The 18,432-nt window shown below is 47.8% G+C and carries 14 protein-coding genes; 2 read left to right on the top strand and 12 right to left on the bottom strand.

Annotated features, from left to right (window positions below):
- Positions 1 to 77: 77 nt before the first annotated feature.
- Positions 78 to 722 carry a ribosome biogenesis GTP-binding protein YihA/YsxC gene (gene yihA / locus ACYVGO_RS37380; protein ID WP_142775594.1) on the bottom strand — a complete coding sequence of 215 codons (645 nt, stop codon included), beginning with the start codon at positions 720 to 722 and terminating at the stop codon, positions 78 to 80.
- Between the two features lie 280 nt (positions 723 to 1,002).
- On the opposite strand from yihA, the gene ACYVGO_RS37385 reads away from it, so the two are divergent.
- On the top strand, positions 1,003 to 1,488 hold the full coding sequence (locus ACYVGO_RS37385; protein WP_460973900.1) for a thioredoxin family protein: 486 nt from the start codon (positions 1,003 to 1,005) through the stop codon (positions 1,486 to 1,488).
- Positions 1,489 to 1,638: 150 nt separating this feature from the next.
- On the opposite strand, the gene ACYVGO_RS37390 is transcribed toward ACYVGO_RS37385, so the two are convergent.
- The 11 genes from ACYVGO_RS37390 to tgt form a co-directional block, all read right to left on the bottom strand.
- Positions 1,639 to 2,871, bottom strand: a complete 1,233-nt coding sequence (locus tag ACYVGO_RS37390) for a glycosyltransferase family 4 protein (RefSeq protein ID WP_460973901.1) — start codon at positions 2,869 to 2,871, stop codon at positions 1,639 to 1,641.
- On the bottom strand, positions 2,868 to 4,457 hold the full coding sequence (locus tag ACYVGO_RS37395; protein ID WP_460973902.1) for a heparinase II/III domain-containing protein: 1,590 nt from the start codon (positions 4,455 to 4,457) through the stop codon (positions 2,868 to 2,870). The genes ACYVGO_RS37390 and ACYVGO_RS37395 overlap by 4 nt, the downstream gene beginning before the upstream one ends.
- Entirely contained in the window at positions 4,454 to 6,607 is a 2,154-nt protein-coding gene (locus ACYVGO_RS37400; protein WP_460973903.1) for a bi-domain-containing oxidoreductase, read from the bottom strand. Before ACYVGO_RS37400 ends, ACYVGO_RS37395 begins: the two co-directional genes overlap by 4 nt.
- A 95-nt stretch (positions 6,608 to 6,702) precedes the next feature.
- Complete coding sequence (gene wecB / locus ACYVGO_RS37405; protein ID WP_460973904.1) at positions 6,703 to 7,797, bottom strand: non-hydrolyzing UDP-N-acetylglucosamine 2-epimerase; 1,095 nt, start codon at positions 7,795 to 7,797, stop codon at positions 6,703 to 6,705.
- A gap of 27 nt (positions 7,798 to 7,824) precedes the next feature.
- A complete protein-coding gene (locus ACYVGO_RS37410) occupies positions 7,825 to 9,639 on the bottom strand; it encodes a glycosyltransferase (protein ID WP_460973905.1) in 1,815 nt (604 codons plus the stop codon).
- Positions 9,636 to 10,658 carry a glycosyltransferase family 4 protein gene (locus ACYVGO_RS37415; protein WP_460973906.1) on the bottom strand — a complete coding sequence of 341 codons (1,023 nt, stop codon included), beginning with the start codon at positions 10,656 to 10,658 and terminating at the stop codon, positions 9,636 to 9,638. The genes ACYVGO_RS37410 and ACYVGO_RS37415 overlap by 4 nt, the downstream gene beginning before the upstream one ends.
- Positions 10,659 to 10,661: 3 nt before the next feature.
- Positions 10,662 to 11,993 (bottom strand): hypothetical protein, encoded by a 1,332-nt coding sequence (locus ACYVGO_RS37420; RefSeq protein ID WP_460973907.1) that lies wholly within the window; start codon positions 11,991 to 11,993, stop codon positions 10,662 to 10,664.
- Positions 11,981 to 13,027 carry a CgeB family protein gene (locus ACYVGO_RS37425; RefSeq protein ID WP_460973909.1) on the bottom strand — a complete coding sequence of 349 codons (1,047 nt, stop codon included), beginning with the start codon at positions 13,025 to 13,027 and terminating at the stop codon, positions 11,981 to 11,983. Before ACYVGO_RS37425 ends, ACYVGO_RS37420 begins: the two co-directional genes overlap by 13 nt.
- Positions 13,028 to 13,047: 20 nt before the next feature.
- Positions 13,048 to 14,340: a nucleotide sugar dehydrogenase gene (locus ACYVGO_RS37430; protein WP_460973910.1), complete on the bottom strand. Its 1,293-nt coding sequence runs from the start codon at positions 14,338 to 14,340 to the stop codon at positions 13,048 to 13,050.
- 141 nt (positions 14,341 to 14,481) lie between these two features.
- Positions 14,482 to 15,579, bottom strand: coding sequence for a GNVR domain-containing protein (locus ACYVGO_RS37435; protein WP_460973911.1), 1,098 nt, complete (start codon positions 15,577 to 15,579; stop codon positions 14,482 to 14,484).
- A gap of 249 nt (positions 15,580 to 15,828) precedes the next feature.
- Complete coding sequence (gene tgt / locus ACYVGO_RS37440) at positions 15,829 to 16,959, bottom strand: tRNA guanosine(34) transglycosylase Tgt (protein WP_460973912.1); 1,131 nt, start codon at positions 16,957 to 16,959, stop codon at positions 15,829 to 15,831.
- A 192-nt stretch (positions 16,960 to 17,151) separates the two neighbouring features.
- On the opposite strand from tgt, the gene ACYVGO_RS37445 reads away from it, so the two are divergent.
- Positions 17,152 to 18,345, top strand: coding sequence for a glycosyltransferase (locus tag ACYVGO_RS37445; protein WP_460974028.1), 1,194 nt, complete (start codon positions 17,152 to 17,154; stop codon positions 18,343 to 18,345).
- The last annotated feature ends 87 nt before the right edge of the window (positions 18,346 to 18,432 follow it).

The raw sequence follows: 18,432 nt of genomic DNA on the forward strand, positions 1-18,432 counted from the left end.
AAATTGGTAACGTGTATTTTGGTGGGCGTATTGCCCATTTAACCGTGAAATCGCGAAAGGATGAACGTATGACCGATCTACTTCCCAAACCATCGACCCTTCACTTTTTCATTCTTTTTCGCTTTTAAATAGTCTTCATTTAGCGGTCGTATAAACGAAAGGATCTCCTCTCGGCCCGCTGCCGTCATGGCTGAGGTGACAAAAAATTCGGGTGCTTCTTCCCATTCTTCGAGCAGCCGCGTCCGGTACGTATCGATCGTCGCCTGCAATTTGTTGGCACCGAGCTTTTCCGTTTTCGTGAATGCAATCACGAATGGTAATCCTCGTTCGCCCAAATTGCTCATAAAATCGAGATCAAGTTTCTGGGGTTCAATCCGGGAATCGACCAAAACAAAAATACACAGCAAATTAGGCCGGGACGTCAGATAGCCATCGATCAGGGCGGCAAATTTTTCGCGATCGGTTTTACTCACCTGCGCATAGCCATAGCCGGGCAAATCGACCAGGTACCACTCGTTGTCAATAAGAAAATGATTGATTAACTGCGTTTTACCGGGTTTCCCCGAAATTTTAGCCAATGATGAACGGCCCGTTAGCATATTGATCAGCGACGATTTGCCAACATTTGAGCGGCCAATAAAGGCGTACTCAGGCCGGTCGGGCTTGGGGCATAGAGCCGGGTCGGAGTTACTGACAAAGAATTCAGCTTGTTTAACAGGCATACACGTAATGAGTCATTTGTGGTCATTGATAGTCATTAGATAGTCATTAATTGGCAGGAACGATAAAGGACTGCGAATGACTAGTAATAACCCCAATGACAATACTAAAAACGGCTGCAAAGTTCGGAAAGATTAAGGAGAATGGCACGTCATTTGCAATTTGTCATGCTGCCCACTAATTTGCTTCATAAACAAGTGTTTGCAGAAGAAACGAAAATCACTTGCTGGCGCGTTATACACTCAGAAAACCATTAAAGACCACCGGTTTGCCGGTTCGACTATGAAAAAAGTATTTTGGTTACTTGCCATCCTCTTTGTTGGCTTCAATGCCCAATCAACTCATGCAGCCCTTAACCCATCCCGGCCAAATTCTGTTGCCAACAAGAAGCTCGCTCCAAAAAGCGATGTGGAAGGCATTCAATTTACGGAAACATCCTGGAGAGAGATTTTGAAAAAGGCAAAAGCTGAAAAAAAGATCATCTTCCTGGATGCCTATGCAAGCTGGTGTGGTCCCTGCAAAAAACTTCAGAAAGAAGTGTTTACGAAAAAAGCCGTTGGTGATTTCTACAATAGCAAATTCATCAACGTGAAAATGGACATGGAGAAAGGTGAAGGCCCTGCTCTATCGCAGGTTTATCCGCTCGAAGCCTACCCAACACTGTTGTTCATTGATGGCAATGGCAAAGTGCTGAAAAAGGTATTAGGACTGCAAACACCCGAAGACCTGATTGCCATTGGCAAAAGCGTAAAACCGACCGGGATTTAACAGATTGAATGATTTTTAAGATTTCAATTGAGCTCAATGGGATCGGTTTGGAGAAACCGATCCTTTTTTGTAGGATTGATTAACGTTATTAACCACAGAGTCACAGAGAACACAGAGCCTTATAACTCTGTGTTCTCTGTGACTCTGTGGTTAATAACTATTCCGTGTCACGTTCGTAACTGGCTCTTGAACGAATTTTACGCTCTCCAGTACCCCCCGAATTTGACTGGCCATTTCGGCATTAATGGTTTGGCGTCTAAATCGTTGTCTAAAGGCGGCTCTGGATTGTGTTTGATACGGTGTTTCGCGCAATTGCCGGATTAAGCTTGTTACATCGCCCGGATTAAACAAAATGGAGTTCGGCAGGTAATCACGAACAAACGACGCAGCATAACCAGTTACTCCAGCAATGATCGGTTTATCCGTTGCCCCATACTCAAACAGTTTAGACGGTAGCACTCGCCTGCAAGCATCAATGTTATTCAGGTGCACAAACAGGTAATCAGCATCCTGATACTCAGCCAGTAATTCCCGTCGATTGACAGGCTGACGAAGTTTAACATTCGTACTATCATTTGCCTTAAGAGCGACTTCCAGTTTTATTCGCGCTCCTCCATCGCCAATAATCAGGAAGCGATACGCCGAACCCAACTGCCGGGCCGCTTCTGGAATAATGTCATGTAACCCCTGTCCTTCGCCAATATTACCCGCGTAGAGGATGGTTCTATACGGTTTGTCAGGCGTTGGTTGGCTGGCCGGAATCCCCAGAAAGGCAGTGTCAATACCATTGGTAAAATAACTGTACGTCGCCTGCCGAAACGGATCAAAATAAGACCGAAACCCTTCCGATACCAGATTGATGTGACGAGCGTAGCCAAACGTATACCGTTCAACAGCACGCAGCAATGGACTCAGGATTATACGAACCAGTGGATTTTTGATAACATTCAGAATCGCTTCCCGGAATAAATCACGAATATCTAAAAACAATGGAACTGCCCGTTTACGCGCCAGGCAAGCACCCAGAAAAGCGGTAAATAATCGGGAGGAAGACGCAAAAACTAAGTCATACTCATACGCTCTGGCAAGTTGACAAGCACGTACGTAATAGACAAAAAACGAGCAAATCTGATCAATAAAGCCACTTTTGTGCTTCGGAATCGCGATACGCTGAACGGTAATCGGACAGCCTCCGCTACACCATTCTTCCTCTTCAGAAGCTACTGGTTTGTAGGAATCATAACGATTGGGTTGCGTTGTCAGGACATGAATTGAATCGCTGGATGTCAATTGGCAGGCCAATGCATTGACCAGGGTTGTATTTCGAAAGGCGCCAGGGCCAATGTCGGGGTCGAAATAAAAAGTAAGATAAAGAATGTTCATCCTGAGAGAAGTAGTGTGGTTTCCAGCCTGGCTATGAATGCTACTTCCAGGCAGTGCCCTGACCGAAGCTGATTGAATCCTTCGGCCATAGCGTAGCTTATGACGCAAAACGTTGGATTAGTCTCTGAACGTACCACTATTTTTAACGAGCCAGCCAGAATGAAATCATCTACAAGTTGGATGGAAACATCTGGATGGACATAAAACCGGGCAATCCCTGGTTGCTGAGCTTCAGCTTCGGTTTTTGCATTTAGCAATCGATCCGTTATAACAACGCAATTTGGCTCAACTACCCAACTCCGTTCGTGAATGACCCCTTGTTTTCGGTAGCCGTCATGGCGAGCCGTCAGCACCGTTCCGGTATCGGTTAGTAGGGTTACCCCTGCCCGGCGACCGACGCGGAAACTGGCCCATACTTCGGATGAATTGCTTTCGTTAACAGTTACGGTATTGTGGGCAGCCGTGCTCCGCTCCCACGCCCGCCGACTGCCAGGCTGATAGGTCGATATGGAGTTATCCACAATGATAGGTTGGTTATCCACATAGAGCACAAACGAAAACGTATCGGCGTGAGCATGACCAGGTTGATGATCGGGACCAACTGGGCCAACATCGGCAAAAAACTCATATCGTTTCTGCCGGAACACCCGGTAGCCACTACTCGTCAATGCCAACGGATTACGCAGTTGTTGGATGCCTGTTCGTTCGGCCTTCTTCCTGAGTTGGAAACTGGTAGGCGCAATTCCCCAGGCAGCATCGTTTACCATGGGCACATCGCCATTTTTAAAGGTGATGCCATTGATCCAACCGAGCATTTGGGTTGCCTTTTCGGTTAAACAGTCGAGTAAGTCCGGATCGTTATGCCAGCTCTGAGTCTGTAAAGCCAGCCGTAGATCCAGCAGGCGGTCCAGGAGTATCTGATGGTACATCGGGCTACGTTCGTCATGTCCACCATCCGCCAGAATTTGGTTTGTTAGTTCCTGCCGAATAAGTCGGCTGGCTTTATGAAACCAGCGTGCCTGACGAAAAAACAGCGCGCCCATAAGCAGTGAAAAGCCATTTTCGAGCAGATGATTTCCTCCTAGATGATAGTCCGGGCGATGGCTTAGCAACCTAATCTGAGCATACAGATGCTGGTTAATAGGCTCATTCTGAATCTGGTGGCGACTCAGAAACTGTACCCAATTCATGATCCGCAATGATGTTGGGTAAGGTTCCAGACCATCCCGCAACGAAACAGTCTGGGCCGTAAAATCACGAATCAGTTCCAGACCCGTTTTAACGGTCATATCCGGCTGATTCAGGTAATCGAAGTAGTTGAGGTTATAGGTCCAAAGCTTACCAAAACCGGCGTAGTTCCAGTCAAGTTCAGCCGTAAGTTGGTGAGACTGATTCAAAAACGTAACTACCCTACTTTGATACGATTGCGGCTTGTCAGGTTCATGAGTAGCCAGAAAGTAGGCTTGTGGTGTTGTAGCCGGAATGTGTAATCTGGCCCGACCGCGCAGTCGGTAAATAACCTGATACACGATCTGGCGCAACGTCAACTGCCGCACAGTGCGCCAGATCAATCCGAGATTTCTCATGGTAGTGAATCTATCTGGCCCATGCCAATACCAGCTACATCGACCCAGCGGTTTTCGCGTAGGCTTTGCAGAGCCGCTAAGGTGGTTTGCGTTGTGTTCATGATTTCGGTGAATGGAATTAGCGCGCTTCCGCCCGTTCGTAGTTGGTCAATCAATTGTGTCATCTGTTGAGCATGGCCTTTATTTTGTCGACCAGACATGCCCGAAAACCGAGAAAAGCCGTAGGTAGTGAGTCGGCGAAAGTTATCCAACACCATTGTCCGTTCCTGGGAATAAACCTCTATTCGTTCTTTGGAATACGTTTTGCTACCATTACTGAAGTAGTTGATGACACCTGTAGACCCATTTTCGTACCGGAGTAGCAGTGACGCCGAATCACTCGTTTCTGTCGGGAACTGACCCATTGCGTTCATACAAACACGATGCACAAGACTACCGGTCAGAAAGGTAATCAGGTCAACAAAATGGCCTGCTTCGCCCAGAAACCGTCCACCGCCAACGGCTCGGTCGTGTACCCATGAATTCGGAGGAACACTTCCCGCATTTACAGTTATGACTACATTCATCGGCATATCAGGCTGGCCCAGTAGTGCCTTCATTTTCTCGGTAAACGGCGAAAAGCGCCGATTAAACCCGACCATCACCATCCGGTCTGATGCCTGTTGCGCAGCCATAATCTGAGGGAGTTCGTGGTCATAGATGGCCAACGGTTTTTCCACAAATACATGCTTACCGGCTCGTAGGGCTTCAACCGTTAAGCGAGCGTGACTATCATGTCGTGTGGTGATAACACAGAGGTCGATGTCGGAATCAGTCAGAATTTGTCGATAGTCGGTTGTGCTTTGGGCGATGTCGTATTTTTTCGCCAGTAACGTGGCCGAGAGTCCACTCGTACTGGCAATGGTTTTGAGGTTGCCACCTGCTGATTTCAAGGCTGGAAGCAGGACTGAACTGGTGAAATTACCCGCGCCAATGACACCGATTACACACCCACTCCGTTCGTATCGTGATGATTTTACTTGTATCAGCGGCTTGAGGTTAACCTCCTCTGAATACGTAAGCAAGGAGGCAATGCGATGTGTCGATTTTAGGTCGCTATAGATTCGAGCGTAGTCAAGCAACGGAACCCTATCCGTAATTAGCGGATCTACCAGTAGCTGTTTCGTTTCCAGAAAGTGTAGAATGGTTTGAAAATTTCGGTTTTCAGTCCAGCGAACATAGGCCAACGGGTAGTCGTGGCCCTGTTGTTCATAGACGGTGTCATATCGGCCAGGGCCATACGAGCAAGACACCTGGAATGTCAGCTCTTTTTCGTAAAACTCCGCCCGGTTCAGGTTCAGTCTCACATCGCCGATCAGCACAATTCGTCCCCGCTGGCGACTCATACGGGCCGCTTGTGACATCAGCACATCTGTCCGGGACGACGCTGTAATCAGGACACCATCAGCCCCTAGTCCATTCGTGAACGCCAGGACCGCTTTTACAGGATCAATCCCAGCACTCGAATTCAACGCTATACTACCCTGTTGTTCGGCTAGCTGGCATTTGGTCTCGTCGATATCTACCCCAATGACACGGCAACCATTCAGCCGCAGTAATTGGGCCGTCAACAGACCAATTAACCCCAGTCCGATGACCACGATTGTCTCATTTAGCGTCGGATTCAGCAAACGAATTCCCTGCAAGCCAATAGCCCCGACGACCGTAAAAACGGCTTCATCGTCGCTGACGCTGTCAGGAACGGGAGCAACCAGATTTCGTGGAACACAAACCACCTCGGCATGGAAACCGTTTGAGACAACCCGATCGCCAATGCGCAGATCGGTAACGCCCTCGCCCAGGGCTATCACGATGCCTGCGTTGCAATAACCTAACGGTATGGGTTGATAAAGTTTTCGGGCCACGGCTTCCAGCGTCGGTTGCAAACCGTCCGACTGTATTTTTTCCAGTACCTGTTTCACCCGGTCGGGTTGCTGGCGAACTTTGGCAAGAAGGCTGGCTTTCCCAAACCCAACCAGCATCCGTTCCGTACCCAACGACACCAGCGACCGTCGGGTTTGAATCAATACCTGACCTTGACGTACCTGTGGAGTTGGTACTGTTTCCAGAAGTGTTTCGCCGGTTTTGAGGTTTTGGATAAGTTGCTTCATAGGGTTGTAAAACACATCGGACCACCGAAGCGGAGTAAACAGAGGAATTACAGAGTACAGCGAGTTTTTCTTTGTGGTCTCGGTTACTCCTCTATTTACTCTGTGTTTAGAAAGATTTGGGCGATTCGCTCGGCCGCCTTCCCATCCCACAAGGGGGGTATCCTACCGATTTTCACGCGTCCCGCCAGAATTTCACGGACTTGTTGGGTTACTGTTTCTGGATTTAAATCGGAGATGAGTTGATTGGTACCCAGCTCAACGGTTACGGGTCGCTCAGTGGATTGACGGAAGGTCAGACAGGGAACCTGTAAATAGGTCGTTTCTTCCTGAATACCACCCGAATCGGTAATAACCACAGCCGCGTTCTCCATCAGGTTTATAAATTCCAGATAACCCTGAGGCTCCAGTACTCGAACATTCGGAATAGCCTCAAGTTGGGAAATCAGGCCAAATTTACGCAGGCTAGTAAGGGTCCGTGGGTGTATGGCAAACAGTACAAGTTTAAGACTTGCCACATTATCAATCAGTTGTAGAAGCTTCTTCAACCCGGCTTCACTATCCACGTTAGCAGAGCGATGCATCGTTATCAATATATACTGTTCAGGTAATAGTCCCAACGTGCCCAGTGTATTCAATTCGCTGGCTTTGGTCCGATACGCTACCAACGAGTCAATCATCACGTTTCCAACGAAGTGAATTTTATCCGCATCTATCCCTTCGCGCTTTAGATTGTCTATCCCAGCCTGCTCAGTCACAAATAAACGATCCGACAAAGCATCCGTCAGGATTCGGTTGCGCTCTTCGGGCATCTGATTATCGCCCGAACGCAGTCCGGCTTCAACATGAGCCACCCGAATCCCAGTTTGTGCGGCTGCCAGCGCGCAGGCAAGCGTACTCGTCACATCGCCTACCACAAGTACACAGTCAGGTTGCTCTATCGTTAGTACATTCTCGAATTTGCACAGGATGTCGGCTGTCTGCTGGGTAGTTGTGCCTGCACACATTCCCAGGTAGTAGTCAGGCCGGGGTAGGTCGAGCTGGTCAAAAAAAATGTCGCTCATGACGGTATCATAATGCTGCCCCGTGTGTATGATTTTCGACTGAATGAGCGGATACCTCAGAAAGGCCCGATGTAAGGGAGCTACCTTAACAAAATTGGGTCGGGCACCGACAATGTTGAGAATTTTCATTCCATTGTTTTTACAGTGGAGTCTGGTTTAACCAGTTCGTTTCCGGTAGACCCCAACAAGCAAATTATTAACATATCGCTCCGCTGCTATTGGTTTTATCAACCTTGATATAGGATCCTGACCTGAAAAATAGGCGGTTTCGAGCGGCTCGAATCCCAGCTCGTTTAGTTGTCGGTTAAAGCCTGCTTTCGTAGCGGTATGGCGGATATAAGCAAAATAACCCGGGCGTTTCAGTAGCCTGAAGAGCAGCCGTTCTATTATCCTATACACACTCGTACGATTTGGTATAGAGACGATTAAGAGTCCATTTGGTTTCAGCAGGCTGTAGGCTTGTTCAAGTATTTCTTTCATATCGTCTACATATTCGAGAACGCTCGACAGGAGAACAACATCCTGTGGCGCATAGGCTACAAGGCTTGTCAGCGGTAGGGACTGTAAGATATACTGCACATTAGCCAGCGTTTTTTTCTTCTGGCAGAGTTCAATCATGGCTTCTGAGCCATCAACTCCTGTCACGATACAGCCTTTATGAGCCAGATAATCACTAAAAACGCCCGGCCCGCAACCAAGGTCAATAACGTGATGTAGCGGGTTTACATACCGGTCAAATAAGCCTGTCCAGACCTGGAACCGCTCCCGAAATGCCTTCGATGATTCATATTTACGGTTAAACTCAGCGGCAATTGTGTTATGAAAATCAACCGCAGTAGGTGCGTGCATCAGTTGTCCATACAATCGATTCCATTCTTCTGTAGTCGTGGCTATCGAAAACTGCTGTCGAGCCAGTCTGATTGCCCGCTCCCGATAGCCAGTGTACTCATGAAGTGGCATTCGCAGGTAGGTTTCAATGGCTTCCCGAAGCGTATCAGGTTCGTTCGATACCCAACTACCTGTCCGTTCTCTTTCGAGCAGTTGCCAGGGTGTATGGATCGACGCAACAACCGGCGTACCCTGTGCCAGTGATTCGATAACCACGTTTCCAAAGTTCTCCGAATGAGATGGCAGAATGGTTAGCCAGGCATTGGCATACAGGCATTCTTTCGGGTGGCCCTGTACCTGACCTATAAATGACACTTTCGTTGAAAGTCCCAACGTCTGTACTAACTCCGTAAGTGTTTGCGTATACGCTTTGTCGGTTTCAGGCCCGGCAATCTTTAAGCTATACTGACTTTCCCGAAATAGCCGCGATGAACCCAACGCGGAAATCAAGCGGTCGATGGCCTTGATGGGGTGTAATCGGCCTATGAACAGCAAATAAGGATGAGCTGATTGGTCAACCGGTTTGGGGATCAGGAAGGTAGATAGTTCCATTATGCTCCGGATTTCACTTACTCGGGCATCTGTTCCAAAATGCTGCTGAATATGGGTTACCTCCGTGGCGCTGGTAGCATGAAACTGGACGGTTAAACGAAGCCGTTTACTAATCGTCAGGAATACGCGCTTAAGGCGCGGACGAAACCGTAGGGCTACCGGGCTTAGCTCACCGTGTGGCGACCAGACAACAGGCTTTCCAACCAATCGGCTCATAAGTACCCAAACCAGTGAGGCCGGGTAAAACAAGCTGTTTACATGTACGATGTCCGCTTTTCGGATGGCCATCCAACCCTGTCGTATATGGTTGAGGGGCAGGTAGAAAAATGGATTCCGGGTATACATCACCTGCCCACAATCCAATGTTATCCATTGCCCGAGGGGTACGGACGCTGGCAAGTACTGCGAATCAGCTACGACCGTTACCTCATATCCAGCCTGTTTCAACGCCTTGGCATGCCAGTAAATCGTGTTACTGGGCCCACCCATCTGAGCGGGATAAAAACAGTCTGCCGATAGAAGAATCTTCATAAGACCTTATCAGACGTAACGTCAATTTCGGCAAGTTTCTGATAAATAGCCGCGTATTGAGCAGCCGCTACAGATAGCGTGTAACGTTGGGCGTTCTTTCTGCCAGCCTCTCGTAGTAATTGACAGTAGGCGTCGTCCTCAACCAATCGTAGAATTCCCTGACGAATAGCCAGTACGTCTTCGGGATCAACAAAATGGGCGGCATCGGAAGCAACTGTACGCATGGGCTCCCTGTCTGCCGTAATAACCACGCGTCCAACGGCATTGGCTTCAAGAATGGGCATACCGAATCCTTCATAGGTCGACACGAAAGTGACGATATCACACTCCTCATATAATTGAAGCACCTTCGCCCGGCTCAGGTCGACATAGTTCCGATACTCAATCTGGCTTTTTTTCAGCTCACGAATAAGTTCTTCAGACAAGCGACCAACAAGGATAAGCGTACAACGAAGCCCTTCAATAGCGGCAATCAGTCGTAACAGATTCTTGTTCGGTGCCGTGCCTAGCTGTAGTACTACCGGGCAGTCCTTGTTAGCCGTAGTAGGCCGATACATAAAGGCGGGGTCGTATCCATTGGTGATAACAACTGCCTTCCGGGCCATCCGACCTATATGCCCTGCCAATTCCTGTTGTGTTTTTTCCGAAACGACTGTGACAACGGCCGCTCGGCGAATAGGCAGATAGTACCAGATCAGCCAGAAAAAGGCGTATCGAAGTGGACGACTCCGATTATTCTCCAGCGCACTACAGTCATGAATTGTTAGTACTGTGCGGGCTGCAGGCAAGGCCAGTACTGCATAATGAACATCGCCTGTAACATGAAAAATAGTACCCGAAATGGCCCGCAGAAAACGGAGATTCCGCCAGACACTCCGCCAGCCGCTACTGATGTAGGGCAGTTGCATGCGGGTTGTCAGCATGGCCGGTTGTCGATCAATTTCACGTTGAATACCCGTAAATAGCTCTTCAATGCTGTAGCCAGTGCCGGGGCTTCGGAATAGATAGGTAATAATCATAGGCTACAGCTCAATGCCTACGCGTTTTAGCGACCAAAACAAAAACGCAATAAATAGGGCACTATTAACTAAACTTCCCCAGGTCGATAGCAGGTCGGTTTCCATAGTCAGACATCCGATATACAGCATTGGCAACCAGAGAATAATCGACGGAATTCTATTGGCCAGGTTAAACACATACTGAAAACAAGCCCGTAACAACAAGCCATACAAACCCGCGAAAAGAATTCCCCCGTAGCCAAAATTCACGTACCCTTCACCCACTGGCGATAGATTAATGCTCGTATTCTCAAACTGCGGCAAGGTTGTGAAACGTCGAATATTTTCGTAGCCACCCGTTTGGGGTTTGCCCGACCAGAGCAGGCGGGGGATCAGCGGATAAATCAAGGCCAACAGGACCTCGCCCCTGGCATACGATTCGTGTAAAGGCACTTTGGCCATTGCACTCCCAATCATAATACCCTGATTGAAGCGGCCGAACGAAGCGAAAAAATGTCTCGTATTCAGCAGTTTTTCAGGATATGTAAAGCGATCAACTAGTAACTCAACCATCAGACTAACGTTGGCCGTTCGTTCGTTACGCTGACTTCCCCAGGTGTTATAGCGGTACTCGGCTTTGATGGACTGAATCAGTAGCAGAAAGGCAAAGCCGCAACCCATAAGGATGGTTTTTACCTGGATCGTTCCCAGTTTAGTGGAATGAACTGCGCCAAACATCAATAAGAATAAAAACCAGAAAAACAGATCACTAAACATGCCTGTCCGAACTGTATTTATCAGAAGTGCCAGTAGAGTGAACCCAATCAAAAGAACACGGTAGGGGCTTCCCGAACAGTATGCATATAGTGCGCTTATCAGCAGACAGTACATGGGCAACGTACCCATAAAAGCGGGTACAACCGGAATAAACGTTTTCGCGAGAAAACCCGATAAACCAATGGTAAACAAGACAATACCAGCGCTTCTTCGATCGTTCAGGTACTTGCCTGCGGACTGAAGATAGTGCTGATGTGTATAGGCTTTAGTCTGGGTCGAAAAGCCCGACAGACCTGTATAGAATGCCACATAGGCCGGTAGTGCATACGCAAAGTAGGCAGTCGATTCAATAGGCATCGACGCTGGCAATATCCAGTAGGTGAAGGCTGGTACGGCTAAAATCTCGAGGGCCGCAATGAAACAAATACACGCTGGAATTGCAATCCGCTGTCCAATTTGCTTAATGAACGTTAGGAATGTATACAGCGAAAACGATACAGCTACTGCCTCATAAAATGAGCTAGTTGTCAACCAAAAGGAAAGCAGGAAAGCCAGACAGCTCACAATTAATCGTCCCACCAGTCATCGAGTTTAAGCTGTTCCGCATCCAATAATGGAGCCAACCCTACCGTTTGCAGGAGTTGCGTAACTCGCTGATCGAGCGTATGATATTGCTGAAAATGAGCGTATTGTTGCGCTGCAATCGCATGCCGTTTGGCAGGGTGAGCCAGATAATACCGGATTTTATCAATAGCCTCATCAATAGTCCGATAGGTAATCTGCTCGGCTGCAACGCTGGTATACTCATCTATTGTTGCCTTATAATCACAGAGTTGAAACGCCCCAATACCGTTGATTTCAAAATAGTTCTGATTAACCGAGCTTACCTGGGCATAATGAAAATTATTGAAAACGATTTTGGCCCCATAGAGTAATCGATTCTTCTCGGATTCAATCAGATAGTTAGGTCGAACTGCGGTGCGTACGCCCGAACGTACATACGGACTTTGAGTGCCATAGACAGTTACCCGGATGCCTGCCCGCATAAGTTGCTCAATCATACGGGCACGATACGCATACAGACTGCCAACTACTAACACATCAATATCCGTGAGCCATTCAGCAACAGCTTTTTCGACAGGTGGCTTTTGATAAATGCGTTGATTAAACCCTTCCGGTAAATAATGTGCATTCAAACCGGCTTTGTCCCGTAGCGTATGAGCGATATAGGGTTCTTTGGAAAAGTAGTAGTCAAAATCAGTGGCTATGATCTGCTGTTTTTCAAGATTCGAGAGAGGGTCGGGATTCATTTGTACTACGAGTACACCAGATAGCTGCTTTTTCAATCGCTCGACCAGTATCGGATGCAGATACCGGTATACAACCACGACCAGATCAGGGCGAAGTTTCGTGATTTGGTCCGCTATGCTTCGGCTTATGGCCCGATCGTAAAGATCGACGAAACGAGATATCCAGTAATTAATTTTGGATGAAACAGGTAATCCATCCGCTACGTCGACGAGTAAAGCAGTATGGCCTAACGCCCGGAACGAATCGCACAGGTGTCGCTCCAACGAATCAATTAGCCGGCTACCAACAACGACGACTTTCATACTATTTCCCGTTTACCTGCTCAAAGTTGCCAATAGTCTATTTCGTCATCTTTACTAGGCCGGTATATTCCTTTCAAATCCAGTAGAATAGGTTTACGATTCATTAGAGACGTGAAATAGGGTATATCCAGTCCTTTGAAAGCATCATGCCCAACAGCAACAATTACTGCGTCGTATAGGCCCGCAGGTTTGTCCAGCAAGCTCAGCCCGTATTCACGTGCTACTTCATTTGGCGATGCATAGGGGTCTACACAATGTACATTGATGGCATACCCCATCAGTTCCCGCACCAAATCGGCTACTTTTGAATTTCGGATATCGGAAATATTCTCCTTGAATGTCATACCCATAACCAGAACACTGGTTTCGCCTGGATTTTTAGAACGCTGGAGCAGCATCTGCACCAGTTTCGTAGCGATATAAGCAGGCATACTATCGTTCACACGTCGGCCGGAGTTAATGACCTGCGGCTCGTAGCCCAGTTGTCGGGATTTATGAAGCAGGTAATAGGGATCAACCCCGATACAATGGCCTCCTACCAATCCGGGCGTAAATGGCATAAAATTCCACTTGGTTGCGGCTGCCTTAAGAACCTCCTGCGTGTCGATGCCCATCTTATCGAAGATGATAGCCAGTTCATTCATCAGCGAGATATTAATATCTCGCTGAACATTCTCAATCACTTTAGCCGCTTCTGCAACCTGAATACTCGGTGCGATATAGATACCCGCCCGAATGATACTCCCGTATACCTCAGCAATTGTATGGGCAGCCTCCTCATCACTACCAGATACAACTTTAAGAATATCGGGCAGCGTTCGGGCTTTGTCGCCCGGGTTAATCCGTTCGGGCGAATAGCCAAGCTTAAACCCACTTCCCAGTGTCAGTCCAGAGCAGGCTTCCAGTATAGGCAGGCAGTCTCCTTCGGTACAACCCGGGTAAACAGTGGATTCATACACGACATAATCGCCCGGTTTCAGGGCAGTCCCAATGGCTGCTGAGGCCAGCTGCAGTGCTTTTAGATCGGGCACTTTATAATCGTCCACCGGCGTAGGAACCGCCACAACGAAAAAATGGGCCCGTTTCAACTCATTGGGATCAGCGGTGAAAACAATATCCGTATCCATGAACGCATCGGCCGAAAGTTCCCGGGATGGATCTTCAGACTGCTGTAGCATGGCCACACGATCAGGATTGGTATCAAAACCAACAACCCGAAATTGCCGGGCAAAAGCAAGGGCAATAGGCAGACCAATATACCCCAGGCCAACAACAGCAATTGTCTTTTCTTTATGTCGAAGCGCGTTTACCAACGGTTGCGTTTAGTTAAGGTTGTTAGTTAGCCAGATTTTGATGCTGTTGATGTAGGGGTTCTCAGGCATTTTTCAATACACCACAGATTGCATTATTTTGACAATCACTAGTTTGCTTCAACAGAAGCAACGTTTACGGAATTACGTTTCTTCTGCTACAATTTCCTTCAATCGTCCGGCAACATCGGCTTGCCGGGCTAGTATAGTCAGAACGCTAGTAATCAATCCTGTTAGCGTAAAAAACAGCACAATGAGCATTCGTTTCGGTAATGATCGTTTTAGAGGTACGTTGGGTGGTTCGAGTACTTTAAAGATGGGGGTTCGTTCCTGAACTTTCAGTTTAGCCTGCTCAAACTGGCGGGACAGTTCTGTATAAACGGTTTGGGCAGTCGTCAGTTCAGCTTCCATACGCTGCCTGTCTATGGTAGCCGACTGCCTGATAATGGACTTATGATTGTCGTTATACTGAAATAGAGCCCTCTGTGCCTCCTGGTAGCGTTGATTCGCTTCAGTCAGTTGCCGATGATAAAAGGATAAATCCTGACGGGCTTTTTCCGTCCGGTAGTTTGTTACATACGTTGTCAGATAATCTAAAGCCAATTGAGCTGCTGTAGCCGCTACCTGCGCATCTGGCATTTGAGCGGTGACCGTAATGACACCCGACCGCGTATCGAGTTTGGCAGCAACCCGCTCACCAATTTCCTCAGCCAGTTCCTGCTGCTGCATCGATAAGCGAATTGCCCCTTTAGGCGTACGAACAGTAGTCCGTTTATCATCGTCCGGTTGACCAATCGAAACCAGCTGTTTCCATGACCAACCCGCATTAACAGCCAACAGAAACTGGCCAATCGTTTTCGCTTGTCCTTTATTCGTAACAATTGGCTGATCAAGTAGATAAAGAATAAATGGTGTGCTCTGTAGTACACTCGGGTATAAGTCTGGGCGAACGGCATCAATACCTTCTGTATCGGAGAAATCAACATCCACAAAACCAGCCATAGACGACAACCGCTTAAATAAATCGCTCGCTCCCGTGTTCATTTCAGGTATAATACGTGCCTCTGAGCGAAATTCCGGTTGCAGTAACAACGCCACCACAATGCCTAATAAACCAAAGGATGCGGTTACCATTACGAGCCGAAACCGAGCTTGCCAAATCGACCGTAACACCCTATCCGTTGGCAAAAATAGCCAGCGATTGGCGGATAGAGTCGGGCTAAATTCGGTCGGTGTTGCCATATCAACACATAAATACTTTGTAGCTAATACTCATTTAGTGGCGACAAGTGATGATATGACGACAAAAAACAAAAAAGTCTCCTAAAATTAATTTTAGGAGACTTTTACTAGTACAAATGAGGGCTTTCCAATCCAAAAAAATAGGGCTATTACTAGTCAAATTAGCTTTAAACTACTGGTTTTCAGAAAGTTTAAAAACAGTAATTTAACGACTAGTAGTATCTGAATTTTTTCAACAAGCTGTTCACATTATAATCGTTGCATAAGCCGAACAACCATTTCATTTTTCCACGAAACAAAATCCCCGGTTTCAATATGCGCGCGCGCCTGCCTGACAAGCCACAGATAAAACGTCAGATTATGGAGGCTGGCAATCTGCCCACCCAGTAATTCTTCCGATTTGACCAGGTGACGAAGATAGGCTTTTGAGTAAAATGTGCTGGCATAACCGCCCAGTCCCGCGTCGATGGGGCTAAAGTCCCGGCTCCATTTTTCGTTTTTGATGTTGATAATCCCTTCTGTTGTAAACAACAACCCATGTCGGGCATTGCGTGTTGGCATGACACAGTCGAACATATCCACACCCAGGGCAATGGCTTCCAGAATATTAGCGGGCGTTCCAACCCCCATTAAGTAACGTGGCTTATCGGCAGGCAGAATACTATTCACCAGTTCAATTGTAGTATACATTTCCTCGGCAGGCTCGCCTACCGCCAGCCCACCAATGGCGTTGCCTTCACGCTCTTTACTCGCAATTGTCTCCGCCGACTGACGGCGAAGGTCCTTATAGGTGCTTCCCTGGACAATAGGAAACAACGTTTGTCGATAACCGTAGTGCCCTTCTGTAGCATCGAAGCGGCCAATGCATCGATCAAGCCATCGGTGCGTCATTTCCATCGACTGACGGGCGTACCCGTACTCACAGGGATAGGGCGTACACTCATCGAAGGCCATCATAATATCGGCACCAATGACGCGCTGAATATCCATGACCACTTCGGGCGTAAAGGTGTGTTTCGACCCGTCGATGTGCGATTTAAAGGTTACCCCTTCTTCTTTAATCTTGCGTGTGTTCGACAGCGAATAGACCTGGTACCCGCCGGAATCCGTCAGAATAGGTCGTTTCCAGCCATTGAAACCATGAAGCCCTCCCGCCTGGCTCAGCACCTCAAGGCCAGGCCGCAGATACAGGTGATAGGTGTTACCTAAAATAATGTCGGCATTAATATCGGCTTCGAGCTCGCGCTGATGAACGGCTTTGACCGTTCCTGCCGTACCGACTGGCATAAAAATGGGGGTTTGAATGGGTCCATGATCAGTTGTCAGCGTTCCCGTTCGGGCTTTCGACTGTGGATCATGGGCAGTAATCGAAAATGTCATGGGGCAAAGATACGGAGGAAGGAGGAAAAGGGAGGAGAGGGAGGAAGGAGGAGAGGGAAAAAGGGAGAATAGGTAGTGAAAGCTTTCTTTGTTTTTCCTCCTCCTTTCCTCCCTTTCCTCCTTCCTCCCCCTTTTTCCCCTATCTTTGCAACTTCGTTCAAAACCAACGCAGTAGCGAGTAAACTTTTCCTCCTGGTGATTATAGCATTACTGATAACCTGGCTACTTGTGGTCAGTATTCAGCTCATTTACATCCTCTTTGTTTATTCCCAAACGGCTTTCTACCGACAACCTGAGCAAACCGGTGTAGAAGTACCGGCAACATCTCGTATCACCTCCGAATCAGGGATCACTATTGTCGTTTGCGCTCGCAACGAACTGGACAATCTAACGGAACTATTGCCCTTACTAAGCGCTCAGAATTATCCCCTTTTTGAGGTTTTAGTCATGGACGATCGGTCAACCGATGGCACCAGCCTATTTTTGGCAAACGACATTGTACACCTGCCAAACGTCCGGTTTATCCGCATTGATAAAGAGCATGAGCACGTTACGCCTAAAAAATATGCCCTGACTATTGCCCTGAAAAAGGCAGTGTATCCGATTGTGTTGCTCACCGATGCCGACTGCCGCCCAGCTTCCGACAACTGGCTGAGGGGCATGGTAGCTCCGCTGGTCAACGGCCAGAAAGGGATTTCACTCGGTTTCTCACCTTACGAACATCGGCCGGGTTTTCTCAACTTGCTCATTCGCTCCGAAACGTTGTTTACGGCTGTAAACTATTTTTCGCTGGCTTTAGCGGGCCGACCGTATATGGGTGTCGGTAGGAATCTGGCTTACCGAACCAGCCTGTTCTTTGCCAACAAAGGCTTTTATACCCACATGAACGTGACAGGTGGCGACGACGATCTGTTTATTAATGAGGTCGCGACAAAACAGAACACAGCGGTGTGTCTTGACCCGGATACATTTATGTGGTCGAAACCCAAAGAAACCTGGGCTGACTGGCGACAACAAAAAAAACGGCACCTGAACGTAGGGAAATATTATAAGCCCGGAAACAAGTTTCGGCTCGGCCTGCTCACGGGGTCGCACGTGTTAACCTGGCTGCTGGCATTGCTGGTTGGCTTGCTTGTTCTCGTCTACGAGCTACGCCAGTATTCATTTACCGCCAATGAATGGCTACTTTTGTTGATTGGAACGAGCCTTTTTCTGGCTCGGGAATTCGCATTTTGGGGAATCGTCGGGCGGATCAGTTACCGGCTTGCCCATACGATCCATTGGGCGCTCATTCCGTTTATGGATCTGGTACTTGCCGTCTATTATGGTCTGGCTGGTCTAAAAACCCTTTTCACACGCCGTAAAAAACGACTTTACTGGCGATAAACTTAATGTAGAATGTAGAATTCATAATGTACAATGAATAATGTAGGCGCCCACATTATACGATATGCATTGTACATTATCCATTAT

It is taken from the genome of Spirosoma migulaei, from assembly GCF_054776855.1.